The organism is Agromyces sp. NPDC056389 (genome assembly GCF_042262385.1).
Lineage (GTDB): Bacteria > Actinomycetota > Actinomycetes > Actinomycetales > Microbacteriaceae > Agromyces.
On record NZ_JBHJPN010000001.1, the window covers coordinates 299105 to 314662 of the forward strand.

Consider the following 15558-nt stretch of genomic DNA (forward strand, 5'->3'; position numbering starts at 1 on the left):
CGGCACGGATCAGATCGAGATGCCGCCGTCGCTCATGATCAGCTGGCCCGTGACCCAGCGGGCATCGTCGGAGACGAGGAAGCGCACGAGGCGGGCCGCGTCGTCGGGCGTGCCGAGCCTGCCACTCGGCTGCGCCGCCGTGAGCGCCGCGCGGGTCTCGTCGTCCATCCAGCCGGTGTCGACGGGCCCCGGGTTCACGAGGTTCGCGGTGATGCCGAGCGGCGCGAGCTCGCGGGCAGCAGCGATGACGATGCGATCGAGGGCGCCCTTGCTCGCTCCGTAGGGCACGTTGCCGACGACGTGGTCGCTCGTGAGCGCGACGACCCGGCCGCCCGCTGCCGGCACCTGCGCGGCGAAGGCCTGCAGCAGCAGCCACGATGCACGCGTGTTGACCGTGAAGTGCCGGTCGAAGCTCTCGATCGTCGTGTCGAGGATGCCGGAGTCGACGCTCTCGGCATGCGAGAGCACGAGTGCGCTGATCGGTCCGAGCTCAGCGGATGCCTCGGCCACGAGCCTGCCCTGCACCGACGGGTCGGCGAGGTCGGCGTCGAGGGCGATCGCGCGGGCACCGAGCGCGCGGAGTTCGGCGGCGAGGGCCGCGGGATCCCGATCGGGGTCGCCGCCCAGCGGCATCCGACGGTCGTAGTCGCCGAAGTGGCTGAACGCGACATCCCAGCCGTCGGCGGCGAGGGTGGTGGCGATCGCCCAGGCGATGCCGTTGCTGCGGCCGGCGCCGGTGAGCAGTGCGACGGGTCGGGTCATCGTGCTCCTAGGCGATCGTGGTGCCGAAGGCGAGGCCGAGGACGTAGGTGACCGCCGCGGCCCCGATGCCGATGCCGAGCTGGCGCAGGGCGCGCTTCAGCGGGGAGGCTCCGGAGAGCAGGCCGACGATCGCGCCGGTCGCGAGCAGGGCGATGCCCACGAGCACCGTCGCCGTCAGGATCGCCGGGAGCCCCGTCATGCCGAACAGGTACGGCAGCACTGGGATGAGCGCGCCCGACGCGAAGAAGCAGAAGCTCGAGATCGCGGCCGAGAGGCCGGTGCCGACGGCCTCGTCGTCGTGCTCGACGACACTGAGCGCGTCGGTCGGCGCCTGCACCTGTTCGGCGGCGTGCACGCGTGCGACGACGAGTGCTGCGTGGTCGACGGCCTCCTGCTCCTCCATGCCACGCGCCCGGTAGACGAGTGCGAGTTCGTTGGCGCCGATGTCGAGGTCGGGCAGCGCCTCGCGCGCAGAGGGGTCGGGGGCGGATGCCTCCAGCAGCTCACGCTGCGATCGCACCGAGACGTACTCCCCTGCCCCCATCGACAGCGCGCCGGCGAGCAGCCCCGCGATGCCGGTGAAGAGCACGACCGCGGCGGGCACTCCGGTAGCACCGATGCCGAGCACGAGCGCGAGGTTCGAGACGAGTCCGTCGTTGGCGCCGAACACCGCGGCGCGGAAGGTGCCGGCGAGGCGTCGGCGGCCGCGCGAGGCGAGCCCGCGCACCACTTCGCCGTGGATGCGTTCGTCGGCGGCCATGGCAGCGGTGGCATCGGGGTCGCTCGCGTACGGCGATCGCGCCTCTGCGCGCTGCGCGAGCGCGAGCACGAAGATCGAGCCGAATCGGCGCGCGAGGGTTCCGAGCATGCGCGTGCGCACGTCGGCTCGGGGCACGCCGCTGTCGTCGCCGCCGAGCAGCGCGAGCCAGTGTGCCTCGTGGCGCCCCTCGGCGGCGGCCAGCGCGAGCAGGATGTCGCGCTCCTCGCCGTCGCGTCGCGCTGCGAGCTCACGGTAGACGGCGGCTTCCGCCCGTTCGTCGGCGAGGTAGCGCCGCCATCTCGCCCGGTCGGCGGAGGTGCCCGCCGGCTGTACGTCGTTCATCGTGCTCCCGTCCATCGCGGGCGCCGGGTTGCCTGCGACCGAGCTCGTCCCGCGCCATCGCATGCGGCCGTTCGAACGGCCTCAGCCACGCTATCGGGCGGGGTCGGCGCGATCGCCGGATTCGCCCGGATTGGCAGGTTTTCGGATCGCCGAACCGTCAGCCGACGAGCTTGTTCCAGCCGTCGCCGTCGGCGTGCTCGAAGATCAGGTTCGTCTCGGTGTGGGCGACGGCGGGGTGGCCCGTCAGGTAGGCGAGCACGAACTCCCGCAGCTCTTCCGCGTCGCGCGCCGCGACGTGGATCAGGTAGTCCTCGGCGCCGGCCATGTGGAAGACGCCGATCACGCCGGGCAGGTGCGGCACGGCCTGGCGGAACGCGTCGATCTCGCTGCGGTCGTGCTTGACGAGACGGATCGCGATGAGCGCCTGCAGCGAGACGCCGAGCGAGGCGAGGTCGACGTCGACGCGGTAGCCGCGCACGGTGCCGAGGCTCTGCAGCCGTCGGAGCCGGAGCGATACGGTGGACTCGGCGACCCCGACCTCGGCGGCGAGGGCGGCACCCGACGCACGAGCGTTGGTCGACAGCGCCTGGAGCAGTGCACGGTCGACGCGGTCGAGTTCCGGCTTCTGCGCCACGGTGGTCTCCTCAGGGGTCGAAATAGCAGAACATTCGAGATTTCGATCGTATCGCATCGAACCTTCACGCTCGTTTGCTGAATGTCACAGATTCTGCTTGATTCGAGCCATGCAGACATCGTCGTCGCACCTCGAGACCCGCGCCGTCCACGGCGGAATGACGGGCGTTCGAGAGAGCGGATCCCACGTGCCAGTGATCGACTTCTCCACCACGAACCCGCTCGGCGACGTCGAGACCGGAGGCGCCTCCTACGAGGAGCTCGCGACGGGCCACGACCTCGGCGAAGGCCGGTCGGCGGTGTACCAGCGGCTCTGGCAGCCGGGCGTCGCACGATTCGAGGAGTCGCTCGCCGGACTCGAGGGCACCGAGGGCGCCGTCGCATTCGCGAGCGGCATGGCGGCACTCGCCGCCGCCCTCATCGCCACGGCGTCCGCCGGACGCCCCCACATCGTCGCGGTGCGACCGCTCTACGGCGGCACCGACCACGTGCTCGCGAGCGGCCTGCTCGGTACAGAGGTCACCTGGACGGATGCGTCGGGCATCGCGAGCGCCCTCCGCCCCGACACCGGCCTCGTCGTCATCGAGACGCCCGCGAACCCGACACTCGAACTCCTCGACATCAGGGCGGTGTCGGATGCCGCGGGCGACGTGCCGGTGCTCGTCGACAACACCTTCGCGACTCCCGTGCTGCAGCGCCCGGTCGAGCACGGCGCGACGCTCGTGCTGCACAGCGCGACCAAGTACCTCGGCGGCCATGGCGATGTCATGGGGGGCGTCGTGGCCGCCGACGGGGCCTGGGTCGAGCGGCTGCGACAGGTCCGCGCGCTCACCGGCGGCCTGCTGCACCCGATGGGCGCCTACCTCCTGCATCGCGGGCTCCGAACGCTCCCGCTCCGAGTCCGCGCGCAGCAGGCGACGGCGGCCGTGCTTGCCGAGCGCCTGCTCAGCCACCCCGCCGTCGCGAGCGTGCACTACCCCGGACTGCCCGGTCAGGACCCCTCGGGCCTCATCGGCCGCCAGATGGAGGGACCGGGATCGATCATCGCGCTCGAACTCGTCGGCGGATACGACGCCGCAGCGAGATTCACCGAGTCCTGCGAGCTCGTGACGCACGCCGTGTCGCTCGGCGGCGTCGACTCGCTGGTGCAGCATCCCGCGTCGCTGACCCACCGGCCCGTCGCAGGCGAGGCGAAGCCCGGAGCGGGCATCGTGCGACTCGCGATCGGCCTCGAGCACGTCGACGACCTCACCGACGACCTCATGGCGGCGCTCGACAAGGCTGCGGAACTCGGCGGACTCGACGATGCGGTCACCGGCGACACCACCGCCGACCGGGAACCGCTGGACGTGCGCTGAGCGACCCCCGTTCCGGCGTGCGCTGAGCGAGTCCCGGCTCAGTCGCGCGCCGGCTCGGGCGCCGGCGTCGTGGCGGCGTGCACGGGATTCCTGATGCCGATCCACGACACGATGCCGCCGACCACGAGGAAGGCCGCGGTCGCGATCGCGGCGCGGTGGAACCCCGTGACATCGAGCTGGGTGCCGACGATGACGCCGATCGAAGCGATCGCGACGAGACCGGCGATGCGAGCGACGGCATTGTTGACGGCCGATCCGATGCCGGCGCGTGCCGGATCGACCGCGCCGAGGATCGCCGCCGTGAGCGGCGCGACGGTCATCGCCATGCCGAGCCCCATCACGATGATGCCCGGCAGCAGCTGGGTCCAGTACGAGACCTCGGTCGTGACCGTGAGGGTGAGCAGGTACCCGATCGCGACCGTGAGGGGGCCGAGGGTCATGAAGATGCGAGGACCGAATCGCGACGAGAGGCTGCCGAACCACGAGCCGAGGAAGACGATCATGATCGTCGGCGGCAGGGTCGCGAGACCCGCGAGCGTCGCCGAGAAGCCTGCGTACTCCTGCAGGAAGATCGTGATCGCGAACGGGCCGAGCGAGAACGCGGCGTAGATGAAGAGCGTCGAGAGGTTGCCCACCGCGAAGTTTCGTGCGCGGAAGAGGCTGAGCGGCAGCATCGGCTGCGGTGTGCGGTGCTCCCACCACACGAACACGACGAGCGCGGCGAGGCCGACGACGAGCGGTACGTAGACCACCGGAGACGACCAGCCGAACCGGCCCTGCTCGATGAGCGCGAAGACCGTGCCGCCGAGGCCGACGACGCCGAGCGCCGCCCCGGGCCAGTCGATGCGCTCCTTCGCCGGGTTCGCGGTGTCGCGGCCGAGCGCGTGCATGAACACGAGCGAGAAGGCGATCGGCAGCAGGTTGATCCAGAACACGAGCCGCCACGAGACGAGGTCGACGAGCACACCGCCGAGCAGCGGCCCGACGAGGAACGCGACCGTCGTCCACGCCGTCCACCGCCCGATCGCCTTGCCCTGCGCTGCGGCGGGGAACGTCGCGATGATGAGCGCGAGCGAACTCGGCACGAGGAGGGCGCCGGCAGCGCCCTGCAACGCTCGGCCGATGACGAAGACCAGTCCGTCGGGCGCCATGGCGCAGAGCACCGACGTGGCGGCGAAGCCGTAGAGCCCGATGCGGATGATCCGCAGTCGCCCGTACGAGTCGGACAGCGACCCGGCGAGCAGGATGAGCGAGCCGAGCGTCAGGAGATAGGCGTCGACCGCCCACTGCTGGAGCGCGAGGCCGCCGCCGAGCTCCGCCTCGATCGCGGGCAGCGCGACATTGATGACCGCACCGTCGAGGAACGCGATGAAGGAGACGACGATGGCGACGACGAGCACCCGCGAACGACGGTCCATACGGTCATGCTAGACCCGCCCCGGTCACCTCGGCCGTCTCGGTTGCGGCGGCCCTGCTGCATCCGGCTCGAGCGCCGTGGCGCGCGTGCGGAAGGGCGCCGGCGGTGCGAACCGCCGACGCCCGTCACCCGCCGATCGCCTAGGCGGCGAGCCAGACGTCGGGTCCGAAGACCTCGTAGTGGATGTCGGTGGCGGGAACGCCGGCGGAGATCGCCTGCGAGCGGATCGACCGCATGAACGGCAGGGGGCCGCACAGGTAGAGCTTCGCACCGGTCGGCAGGTCGACGCCGTCGAGGCTCATGAAGCCGTGGAACGCGCCCGCCTCGGCGGTCGGCTCCTCGAGCCAGAGTCGCAGCTCGGCATTCGGAAGCGCGGCGACGGCCTCGCGCATCTGGGCCTCGAGCGCCCAGTTCTCGGCGCTTCGCTCGGCGTGCAGCACGAGCACCCGGCGGCCGGACGCCTGGTTCGCGAGCGACCGCAGGATGGACGCGCTCGGCGTGCAGCCGATGCCCGCGGTCGCGAGCACGATCGGGGCATCCGTCTCGTCGAGTTCGATGTCGCCGTAGGGATTCGAGAGCTCCACGACATCGCCGACGTTCACGTGTCCGTGCAGGAACGGCGAGACCTCGCCGCTCTCGTCGAGCTTGGTCGTGAATACGCGCTCGGTCAAGGATTCGACCGCGTCGGAGAGCGAGTACTGGCGCGCTTGGCGGAGCCCATCCGCGAGCCGCACCCGCACCGAGACGTACTGACCGGGCGTGGCCGCGGTGACTGCGGTGGCGTCGGCGGGCTCGAGGCGGAAGGTGACGGAGCCCGCGCCGGCGGCGTCCTTCGCGGTGACGCGCCACTCGGCCCACATCACCTCGTTCGCCTGCCGCGCGTAGAGGCCGCGCTCGATCTTGATGAGGGCGTCGGCCATGAGCCAGTAGACCTCGGTCCACGCCTCGGCGACCTCGGGGGTGACGGCCTCGCCGAGGTCTTCCGCGATGGCGGCGAAGAGGTGCTCGTAGACGATCGGGTAGCCCGATTCGGGGATTCCGAGCGCAGCGTGCTTGTGGGCGATGCGCGAGAGCACGGCCTCGGGAAGCGTCTCGGGGTTGGCGAGGAGGTGCGTGGCGAAGGCCGCGATGCTCCCCGCGAGCGCCTGCTGTTGCGTGCCGTTGCCCTGGTTCGCACGGCTGAACGTACCGTCGAGAAGTTCGGGGTGCGCGGCGAACAGGCGGCGGTAGAACTTCGGCGTGATCTCGCCGATCCGCTCGCCGATCACGGGCAGTGTCGCTTCGATCACGGGGCGGGACTTCTCGGAAAGCATGGTTCTCCTCGGAACTTCATATCCGGCATTCGGGTATGCCAGATTCCGAGATATTTCTACACCTTGTAGAAAAGCGGGTGCAAATCAGCCCTCGACGGATGCCCCGCGGTGCCCCGGCAACGGCAGCGACACGTGCGAGGGCCTCGAGTTCAGTGCCTCGACCGTCAACCCGTCGAGCGTCGCGTAGAACGCCTCGCGGGCGACGTGGAGCGCCGATCGAAGACGACAGCCGGCGATCAGCGGGCAGCTCGTGCCGTCGCTCGTGATGCATTCCACCGGATCCTGATGACCGTCGAGCGAGCGCAGCAGTGCGCCCACGCTGAGCGACAGACCCGCGTCGGTGATGCTGGCCCCGCCCGTGCGACCACGGGCGACGTCGAGCGCGCCGCGCCGCCGCAGCTCGAGCACCGCCTTGCTCACGTGGTTGTAGGGCACCCCGATGCGCTCGGAGATCTCGCGGCTCGTGAGCCGTTCACCCGCCTGCGCTCCGAGCAGCATGAGCGTGCGGAGGCAGACGTCGGCGAACCCGTTGATCCTCACTCGGCCATCTTGCCGGGCATGCCCGCCACGCTCCCGACGGCGCCCCGAGTCGCATCCATCAGCGCCCCGACAGGCGTCGTCGCACGAGCTCGATGCGCGACTGCAACTGGGTCACGGTCGCCTGCGCGACCTCGGGCCCGCCGCACGCCCGCCGCAGCTCGGCGTGCACGAGCGAATGCGATTGCCCTGACTGCCTCGCATACAGACCGACGATGCTGTTCAGCAGCGAGCGCTGCTCCTTGAGCGTGCGGAACAACGCCACGGGCTCCGCCGAGGCTCCGGATCCCTCTTCACCGTCGCGTTCGACGGCCACGGCGTGTTTGCGCCGCTCCCCCGCACGGCGGGCCTGACGGGCCTGGCGGTGCCTGAGCAGCTCGGAGACCTGCTCGGGCTCGAGGATGCCGGGGATGCCGATGAAGTCGTACTCCTCGTCGCTGCCGGGCTCGGCGAGAGTGCCGAACTCGGTGCCGTCGAACAGCACGCGATCGAACGAGGCATCCGAGCCGAGCGCCTCCCACGTGCCGAGCCCCATCTCCTCTTCGGAGGCGCGCTCCTCGCGGTTGGCCGATTCGAGCAGGCTGTCGTCGAGGCCGTCATCGTCGTCGTCGCCCCCACGGCGATCGAGCGCGTGATCGCGCTCGAGTTCGAGCTGCGAGGCGAGTGCCATGAGGCCGGGCACGTTGGGCAGGAACACCGAGGCCGTCTCGCCGCGCCGCCGCGCCCGCACGAAGCGACCGATGGCCTGGGCGAAGAAGAGCGGTGTCGAGGCGCTCGTGGCGTACACGCCGACCGCGAGCCGCGGCACGTCGACCCCTTCGGACACCATGCGCACCGCGACCATCCATCGGCTCGTGTTCGCCGAGAACTCCTCGATGCGCGAGCTCGCCTCCTTCTCGTCGGAGAGCACGACCGTCACCTTCTCGCCGCTGATCTGCTCGAGGATCTGCGCGTAGGCACGAGCGACGGTCTGATCGGTCGCGATGACGAGCCCGCCGGCGTCGGGGATGCCGTGCCGCACCTCGGTGAGGCGTCGGTCGGCGGCGGCGAGCACCGCGGGGATCCACTCGCCGCTCGGTTCGAGCGCCGTGCGCCACGCCGACGAGGTGATGTCCTTGGTGTTGTCCTCGCCGAGCTTCGCCTCCATCTCGTCGCCGGCCTTGGTGCGCCAGCGCATGTGGCCGGCGTAGACCATGAAGAGCACCGGGCGCACGACGCCGTCGGCGAGGGCGCGCCCGTAGCCGTAGTTGTAGTCGGACCTCGAGAGGCGTACGCCCTGGGCGTCGGGAACGTAGTCCACGAACGGAATCGGAGCGGTGTCGGAGCGGAACGGCGTGCCGGTCAGCGACAGCCGCTTCTCGGCGCGTTCGAAGGCCTCGCGGATCGCATCGCCCCACGAGAGCGTGTCGCCGCCGTGATGCACCTCGTCGAGGATCACGAGCGTCTTGCCCGACATCGTCACCTCTCGATGCAGGCCCGGTCGCATCGCGACCTGCGCGTAGGTGACGGCGACCCCGTGGTAGTGGCGGGCGGTGCGACCGTGGGCGTTGCGGAAGTCGGGGTCGAGCCGGATCCCGGCGCGCGCCGCGGCATCCGCCCACTGCCGTTTCAGGTGATCGGTCGGCGCCACCACGGTGATGCGGTCGATGATGCGCCGGGCTCGCAGTTCGGCCGCGAGCCGAAGGGCGAACGTCGTCTTGCCGGCGCCCGGTGTCGCAGCGGCGAGGAAGTCGCGCGGCAGCTCGGCGAGGTACTGCTCGAGCGCCTCGGCCTGCCAGGCCCGGAGCTTCGAGGCGGTGCCCCACGCAGCGCGTTCGGGGAACGAGGGTGAGAGGTGCTCGGCGGCCGACGTGCCCGGTTGGGGGCCGAAAGGGATCGCGGTACTCACTGGATCCGAGCGTAGCGGAGGCACCTGACATCCCCGAACCGGGATCGAGTTGGCATGATGGAGGAATGGTCTCGCAGCAGCATCCCTGGTCGCGCTACGTCGCCCTCGGCGACTCCTTCACCGAAGGCATCGGCGACCCCGAGCCGAACGCCCCCGGCGGACACCGCGGCTGGGCCGATCGTGTCGCCGAACAGCTGGCGCAGGGCACCGAGGACTTCGCCTACGCGAACCTCGCCGTGCGCGGCAAGCTCATCCAGCAGATCATCGACGAGCAGATCGAGCCCGCCCTCGCGCTGCGACCCGACCTCATCACGATCTCGGCCGGCGGCAACGACGTGATCCGGCCCCGCACCGACCCAGACGAGATCGCGGCGCGCTTCGAGTACGCGATCGAGCGGCTCTCGCGCGACCACGCGACCATCGTCATCTTCACGGGCGTCGATGTGGGCTTCTCCCCCGTGTTCCGAGGTATCCGCGGCAAGGTCGCGATCTACAACGAGAACCTGCGCACGATCGCCGCGAAGTACGACTGCATCGTCGCCGACCAGTGGGCGCTCACCGCCATCCAGGACCAGCGCATGTGGGCGCCCGACCGACTGCACCTGAACTCGCTCGGCCATCACACCGTCGCACGCATGGTGCTCGACGCCCTGAACGTCGAGAACGATCTCGAACCGCTGCGACCCGAACCCCTTCCGTCGAGCACCTGGCGTCAGGCGCGCGTCGAAGACCTCTCCTGGGCACGCGAGTACCTCGTGCCATGGGTGGTGCGCCGCATCCGCCACCAGTCGTCGGGCGATCTCATCAGCGCCAAGCGACCGGATGCCGCGCCGTACGCGCAGCCCGAATAGGTCACGAGACCGCTCGACGGGCGATGGTCAGCCGAGCGCACCCGGATTCGAGAGGCGCCACCACGCCCCCGGGTCCTCGATCGCAGCATCGAGCACGAGCGGCACGCTGATCTCCTGCGAGCCGGCGCGCACGATCGCGGTGCCGACCTGTTCGCCGCGTTCGGCGAGCGTCACCGGGTCGACCTGCACCTCGACGTCGACGGGCGTGTCGCTCCAGACGACGAGCGTGGCGCCCTCGGTGGCGCGGGCCCGCGCCGACTCGCCCCAGGGCGTCGTGTACTCGGCGAACACCTGATTCGCCTCGAGCGGCGCGACCTCGTGGAAGCCCGGGGCGACGGAATCGAGCAGCGCCGCGATGGCCTCGTCGAGCACGGAGTGGCTCTCGCCCCCGAGCAGCACCCCGACGACGGTCACCGTCGAGGATCCGACGGCGTAGTCGGCCGTGAAGAGCAGATTCGCGGCGTCGTCGGTCGTCCCCGTCTTCATGCCGTCGACGCCGTGCGTGCCGAGCAGCTTGTTCGAGTTCTCGAGGGTGCCGATCTCGGGGATCTCGACGCTCTTCGACGCGACGATGGCCGCGATCGTGGGGTCGCGCAACGCGATCTCGCCGAGGAGCACCATGTCGGTCGCGGTGCCGACGTTGTCGTCGGAGATGCCGCTCGAGTCGACGACGTGCGTATTCACGAGGCCGTTGGCGGCGAGCCATGCGTTGGCCTTCTCGACGAGCGCCTGCTCGGAGCCGAACGCCCAGTTGGCGATCGAGATGCCGTAGTTGTTGCCCGATGGGATCAGGAGCGCCTCGAGGCTCTCCTTGAGGCTCAGGGTCGCGCCCGCCTCGACGGGGGCGACCGAGCCGTTCTGGGCGATCATGTCCCAGTAGATGTCGACGTCGGCGTCGGTGTACTCGATGTCGGGGCCGCTCTCGCCGGCCGCGATCGGGTACTCGGCGAGCACCGTGAGCGCGGTGATGACCTTCGTGATGCTCGCCATCGCCATGGGCGTCGACTCGTTGCCCATGGCCATGAGTCCGTCGAACCCGACCGCCCCGACGGCGTAGCTGCCGAAACCGGGCAATGCGATCGGCTGCGCGGCCGCGGCGACGGGCTCGGGGTCGGTGATCTGCGGGGCGGCGGCGGGCACGGCCGCGCCCAGCGTGCTCGCCGTGTAGACGCCCCCCGTCGTGACGAGCGCGACGACGACCGCGAGGGCGCTGAACACCACGATGCGGCGCCGGCGGTACACCCGCGCCTTCGCCGCCTTCGACTCCTCCACATGGATGCCGGTCACGGTGCCACCTCGGGCAGTGCGACCGCGTACAGCACGACGGCGGCGGCCGCGGCGACGTTCAGGGAGTCGACTCCGTGGCGCATCGGGATCGTCACGACCGAATCCGCGGCCTCGAGCGCGATGCGGCTGAGCCCGTCGCCCTCAGCGCCGAACACGAGCGCGAGACGCTCGGGCGCATCGGCGGCGAGCTCGGGCAACGAGACCGCGTCGTCAGCCAGGGCGAGGGCCGCGATCGTGAAGCCGGCGGCGTGCAGCAGTTCGGCGGCCTCGGGCCACTCGGGCAGACGGGTCCACGGCACCTGGAACACGGTGCCCATGCTCACGCGCACGCTCCGTCGGTAGAGCGGGTCCGCGCAGCGCGGGCTCACGAGCACCGCATCGGCGCCCAGGGCTGCGACGCTGCGGAAGATCGCACCGACGTTCGTGTGGTCGACGATGTCCTCGAGCACGACGACGCGGCGGGCACCGGCGAGGAGCTCGGCGGGGTCGACGAGCACCGGACGTTCGAACGCCGCGAGGGCCCCGCGATGCACGCGGTACCCGGTGATCGCCTCGAGCTGGTCGGGGTCGGCGAGGTGCACGGGGATGTCGAACGGCGCGAGCACCGGTTCGAGGCCCGCGAGCCACTTCTCCTCCATGAGCACCGAGCGGGGTCGGTGGCCCGCGGCGATCGCCCTGCGGATCACCTTCGCGGACTCGGCGATGTAGAGACCCTGTTCGGGCTCGTGGGCGCTGCGCAGCGCGACGTCGGTGAGCCGGGCGTAATCGGCCACCGCATCGGATGCCGCGTCGCGGACTCGTTCGATGTGCATGGGTCTCCTCACCCTCCAGCCTGCCAGTGCACGAAACATTCCGGAAAACGGACGCGTCTAGACTCGGGATCATCGCCGAAGGGAGAGTCGCGTGAGCACTGGAATCGAGGCACCGGTCGCCGCCGAGGCGAAGGTCGCCGAGGCGATCGAACTGCTCCGCGGCGCGCGCGTCGCGGTGCTCACCGGGGCGGGTGTCAGCACCGATTCCGGCATCCCCGACTATCGCGGCGAGGGCGCTCCCGTGCGCACGCCCATGACGGTGCAGACCTTCCTCGCCTCCGAACGTGCCCGCAAGCGCTACTGGGCGGGCAGCCACCTCGGCTGGCGCAGCTTCAGCAGCGCGGTGCCGAATCGCGGCCACCTCGCCCTCGCCGACCTCGAAGCGCGCGGCATCGTCAGCGGCGTGATCACGCAGAACGTCGACGGCCTGCACCGCCGCGCCGGCAGCCGGCACGTCATCGAGCTGCACGGCAGCATGGACCGGGTGCTGTGCCTCACGTGCGGTCAGCACTACGCCCGTCAGGCCATGGCAGCACGGCTCGAGGCGCTGAATCCCGAGATCGACCTCGCGACTGCGATCCGCCCGGCTCCCGACGGCGACGTCGAGGTCGACGACGTCGACGCGATGGTGATCCCGGCGTGCACCGTGTGCGGCGGCATCCTGAAGCCCGATGTGGTCTTCTTCGGCGAGTTCGTGCCAGCCGACCGCTTCCAGGCCGCAGCCTCCCTCGTGCAGGGCGCCGACGTGCTGCTCGTCGCCGGCTCCTCGCTCGTCGTGAACTCGGGCATGCGACTCATCGAACAGGCCCGGCGCAAGCGCCTCCCGATCGTGATCATCAACCGCGGCGTCACCAAGGGCGACGGCCGCGCCGCCGTCAAGGTCGAGGCGGGCGCGAGCGAGACCCTCGTCGCGATCGCCGCGGCGCTCGATTCGTGACCATTCGGCTTTTCTGCGAGAGTTCTGCAATGACGGATGCCGCGACCGACGCCCGCACCGACTCGGTGCTCATCGCCCTCGTGCGTCACGGTGAGACCGAGTGGAACCGCCAGCGACGAATCCAGGGCACCACCGACATCCCGCTGAACGACACCGGGCGACAGCAGGCCGCGCAGACCGGCGAGCGACTCGCGGGCGAGCAGTGGGACGCCGTCTACGGCACGCCGCTCTCACGCGCGGCGGAGACCGCGCAGATCATCGCTCGCACGCTCGAGCTGCCCGAGCCCGCACTGCTCGCCGATCTCGCCGAGCGCGCCCACGGCGTGCTCGAAGGACTCGACCACGCAGGCCGAGCGGCGGTTGAGGCGCAGGCGGCGACCATCGAGGGCCTCGAACCGCGCTCGGCCGTGATCGCACGAGCGACCGCGGCGCTCGCCGGGATCGCCGCGGCGCACCCGGGCGGCTCGGTCGTCGTCGTCTCCCACGGCGGCGTGATCCACTCGCTCATGCTGCACCTCAGCGAATGGACGCTGCCGGGCGCCGGCTACGTGGTCGGCAACGGCTCGGTGCACCTCGTGCGCTTCGAGGCGGGCGAACTGACGCTCGTCGAACCCGAGGCGCTCACGGGCACCGACGCGTAGGGGGCTCAGCCGACGCGACGACGACGACGCCGCCCATTGCCGACGACCGTCGACTGCATGAGCGCGAGCAGGCGTTCGGCCGACGCCGCCCAGTTGTAGCGGGCCGCGACGCCGACGGAGGCCTCCGAGCGTCGCTCCCACTCCCCTGCGCGTTCGAGCGACCACAGCGCCGCAACGAGCGACTCGGGGTTCTCGGGGTCGAAGTAGACCGCTGCGTCGCCGCCGATCTCGCGGAAGATCGGGATGTCGCTGACGACCACGGGCGTGCCGAGTCGCATCGACTCGACGAGCGGGATGCCGAAGCCCTCGGCCTTCGACGCGTGTACGAGCGCGGTCGCGTTCGAGAGCAGCTCGGCGTACGCGGAATCGGTCACGCCGTCGTGGAAGACGAGTCGAGCCTGCGGGGCGAGGCGCGTCAGGCGCGACCGCTCTGCGTCGCTGATGCGGCTGAGCAGGTGCAGTTCGTGATCGGGAAGGGCCGCGACGGCGCGCACGAGCGTGTCGACGTTCTTGTAGGGCATGTACGAGCCCATGTAGACGAGCCGGTGTCCCTCGGGCCGGGTGCGCGGCAGGGCCGGCGCGCCGAGGTCGTCGGCCGCGTTCGGCACGACGGTGACGGGCCGATCGGTGAGGTGGTGCTCGTGGATGAGCCCGGCCGTGGTCTCGGAGACCGTGACCACCTGGTCGGCGCGGTTCAACAGCATGCGCTGCGGCCACCACGCGAGGTGGTAGAGCCGCCAGAGCAGCCGCACGGGAGCCGGCAGGTCGCGCGGGGGCGTGCGGTTCTCGTAGTAGATCAGGTCGTGCAGGGTCAGCAGCAGCTTGTAGTCGCGCCCCCACGAGCCCATCGTCTGCATCGGCGTGAAGACGACATCGGGTCGCAGCTTCTTGACCTGCAGGGCGACGAGCGGTTCGCGGATGCTCGTCGGCGAGCTCACGAGCTGCCACGGCAGTTCGGGCAGCATGTCGAGCTGACGGTGGTCGCTCACGAGCATGGTGAGCGGATGCCGCTTGCCGAGCTCGGTCACGATGCCCGCCGTGAACCGGCTGATGCCGTCGTGCTGCCCGATGCGGGTGTAGCGGCAGTCGACGACGATCCTCACGCGCGCGCCCCGGCGCCGAGGAACGTCAGGATGCGCGACGCGGCATCGCCGGGCGTCTCGTAGTGGATCAAGTGGCCCACCTCGGGGATCACCTCGAGCGTGGCATCGGGGAAGAGCGTGACGAGTCGGTGCTGCGCCGGGAGCGGCGTGACATCGTCGCGTTCGGCGGCGACGAGGAGCGTCGGCACCGGGATGTCGGCGGCGAACTGGCTCACGTCGTTGCTGACGGAGGCCTGGAACGCCTCGAGCACGGCGTCGCGGTCGCCGAATGCCGAGAAGTACCGGTCGTGCTGGTCGTGGATGAACCGCCGGAGCGACTTCGACCGGGTCTTGGCCATCGTGACGCTCATGACGCGCACGACGGCGCCGTTGCGCAGCAGCGCGAAGCCGGCGCGCTCGGGCAGCGCCGCAGCGGTGCGGTAGTAGAGGACCGCGAGGCGCGTCATGACGCCGCGCGGGCCTTCGAGGGCGGGGGCGCCGATCGGGTTGACGAGGACGAGTCGCTCGGGCGAGAGGCCGCCCGCCACCGCGGCCGACGAGACGATCGATCCGAACGAGTGGCCGAGCAGGGCGTACGGGCCGGTGATGCCGACGGCGTCGATGAACGCGCCGAGCCAGGCGGCGTACGCCTCGATGTCGTGCGGGCGCCCCGAGAAGGTCGCCGATTCGCCGAACCCCGGGAGGTCGGGCGAGATGATGCGGAATCCGGGCAACTGGGCGACGACGGGTTCGAGGCCGTGGTGGTCGCCGCGGAAGCCGTGCACGAGCACGAGCACCGGGGCATCCGATTCGCCGTACTCCCACCACGCCGTCTCGGTGCCGTCGACGTCGACGCGGTGCGCTCGCACGGGGATGCGAGCGAGCTGCTCGGCGTAGGGAGAGGGGATCATCCCTGCCATTCTATGGTTCGACTCGGG

Annotated in this window: 15 protein-coding genes; 4 read left to right on the forward strand and 11 right to left on the reverse strand. The window is 70.8% G+C overall.

From position 1 onward, the window contains the following. Nucleotides 1-9 precede the first annotated feature (9 nt). From ACFCVM_RS01470 to ACFCVM_RS01480, 3 genes are all read right to left on the reverse strand, one after another. Entirely contained in the window at nt 10-762 is a 753-nt protein-coding gene (locus ACFCVM_RS01470; protein ID WP_375832980.1) for an SDR family oxidoreductase, read from the reverse strand. Between the two features lie 7 nt (nt 763-769). After that, on the reverse strand, nt 770-1864 hold the full coding sequence (locus ACFCVM_RS01475) for a VIT1/CCC1 transporter family protein (RefSeq protein WP_375832982.1): 1095 nt from the start codon (nt 1862-1864) through the stop codon (nt 770-772). A 157-nt stretch (nt 1865-2021) separates the two neighbouring features. Beyond that, complete coding sequence (locus ACFCVM_RS01480; RefSeq protein WP_375832984.1) at nt 2022-2498, reverse strand: Lrp/AsnC family transcriptional regulator; 477 nt, start codon at nt 2496-2498, stop codon at nt 2022-2024. A gap of 109 nt (nt 2499-2607) precedes the next feature. Between ACFCVM_RS01480 and ACFCVM_RS01485 the strand changes: the two genes are divergently transcribed. Next, nucleotides 2608-3855 carry a trans-sulfuration enzyme family protein gene (locus ACFCVM_RS01485; protein ID WP_375832986.1) on the forward strand — a complete coding sequence of 416 codons (1248 nt, stop codon included), beginning with the start codon at nt 2608-2610 and terminating at the stop codon, nt 3853-3855. Between the two features lie 38 nt (nt 3856-3893). On the opposite strand, the gene ACFCVM_RS01490 is transcribed toward ACFCVM_RS01485, so the two are convergent. The 4 genes from ACFCVM_RS01490 to ACFCVM_RS01505 all read right to left on the reverse strand — a co-directional run bounded on the left by ACFCVM_RS01490 (nt 3894) and on the right by ACFCVM_RS01505 (nt 9010). Beyond that, nucleotides 3894-5273, reverse strand: a complete 1380-nt coding sequence (locus ACFCVM_RS01490; protein WP_375832988.1) for an MFS transporter — start codon at nt 5271-5273, stop codon at nt 3894-3896. A 139-nt stretch (nt 5274-5412) separates the two neighbouring features. After that, a complete protein-coding gene (locus ACFCVM_RS01495; protein WP_375832990.1) occupies nt 5413-6585 on the reverse strand; it encodes a globin domain-containing protein in 1173 nt (390 codons plus the stop codon). A gap of 84 nt (nt 6586-6669) precedes the next feature. Next, nucleotides 6670-7125, reverse strand: a complete 456-nt coding sequence (locus ACFCVM_RS01500) for an RrF2 family transcriptional regulator (RefSeq protein ID WP_375832992.1) — start codon at nt 7123-7125, stop codon at nt 6670-6672. Between the two features lie 58 nt (nt 7126-7183). After that, the gene (locus ACFCVM_RS01505; protein ID WP_375832994.1) at nt 7184-9010 is read right to left on the reverse strand and encodes a DEAD/DEAH box helicase; all 1827 of its coding nucleotides are present in this window, start codon (nt 9008-9010) and stop codon (nt 7184-7186) included. A 65-nt stretch (nt 9011-9075) separates the two neighbouring features. Here ACFCVM_RS01505 and ACFCVM_RS01510 point away from each other — a divergent pair, with 65 nt between their 5' ends. After that, a complete protein-coding gene (locus tag ACFCVM_RS01510; RefSeq protein ID WP_375832996.1) occupies nt 9076-9861 on the forward strand; it encodes an SGNH/GDSL hydrolase family protein in 786 nt (261 codons plus the stop codon). Nucleotides 9862-9888: 27 nt separating this feature from the next. Here ACFCVM_RS01510 and ACFCVM_RS01515 read toward each other — a convergent pair whose 3' ends face one another. Together ACFCVM_RS01515 and ACFCVM_RS01520 are read right to left on the reverse strand one after the other, a co-directional pair. Further along, nucleotides 9889-11148: a D-alanyl-D-alanine carboxypeptidase family protein gene (locus ACFCVM_RS01515; RefSeq protein WP_375832998.1), complete on the reverse strand. Its 1260-nt coding sequence runs from the start codon at nt 11146-11148 to the stop codon at nt 9889-9891. Continuing rightward, nucleotides 11145-11960 (reverse strand): TrmH family RNA methyltransferase, encoded by an 816-nt coding sequence (locus ACFCVM_RS01520; RefSeq protein WP_375833000.1) that lies wholly within the window; start codon nt 11958-11960, stop codon nt 11145-11147. Before ACFCVM_RS01520 ends, ACFCVM_RS01515 begins: the two co-directional genes overlap by 4 nt. A gap of 91 nt (nt 11961-12051) precedes the next feature. Here ACFCVM_RS01520 and ACFCVM_RS01525 point away from each other — a divergent pair, with 91 nt between their 5' ends. Together ACFCVM_RS01525 and ACFCVM_RS01530 are read left to right on the forward strand one after the other, a co-directional pair. Continuing rightward, complete coding sequence (locus tag ACFCVM_RS01525) at nt 12052-12897, forward strand: NAD-dependent protein deacetylase (RefSeq protein ID WP_375833002.1); 846 nt, start codon at nt 12052-12054, stop codon at nt 12895-12897. Between the two features lie 29 nt (nt 12898-12926). Beyond that, nucleotides 12927-13538 carry a histidine phosphatase family protein gene (locus ACFCVM_RS01530; protein WP_375833004.1) on the forward strand — a complete coding sequence of 204 codons (612 nt, stop codon included), beginning with the start codon at nt 12927-12929 and terminating at the stop codon, nt 13536-13538. Between the two features lie 5 nt (nt 13539-13543). On the opposite strand, the gene ACFCVM_RS01535 is transcribed toward ACFCVM_RS01530, so the two are convergent. Then, entirely contained in the window at nt 13544-14641 is a 1098-nt protein-coding gene (locus ACFCVM_RS01535) for a glycosyltransferase family 4 protein (protein WP_375833006.1), read from the reverse strand. Then, the gene (locus ACFCVM_RS01540) at nt 14638-15531 is read right to left on the reverse strand and encodes an alpha/beta fold hydrolase (protein ID WP_375836618.1); all 894 of its coding nucleotides are present in this window, start codon (nt 15529-15531) and stop codon (nt 14638-14640) included. Before ACFCVM_RS01540 ends, ACFCVM_RS01535 begins: the two co-directional genes overlap by 4 nt. Between the last annotated feature and the right edge of the window lie 27 nt (nt 15532-15558).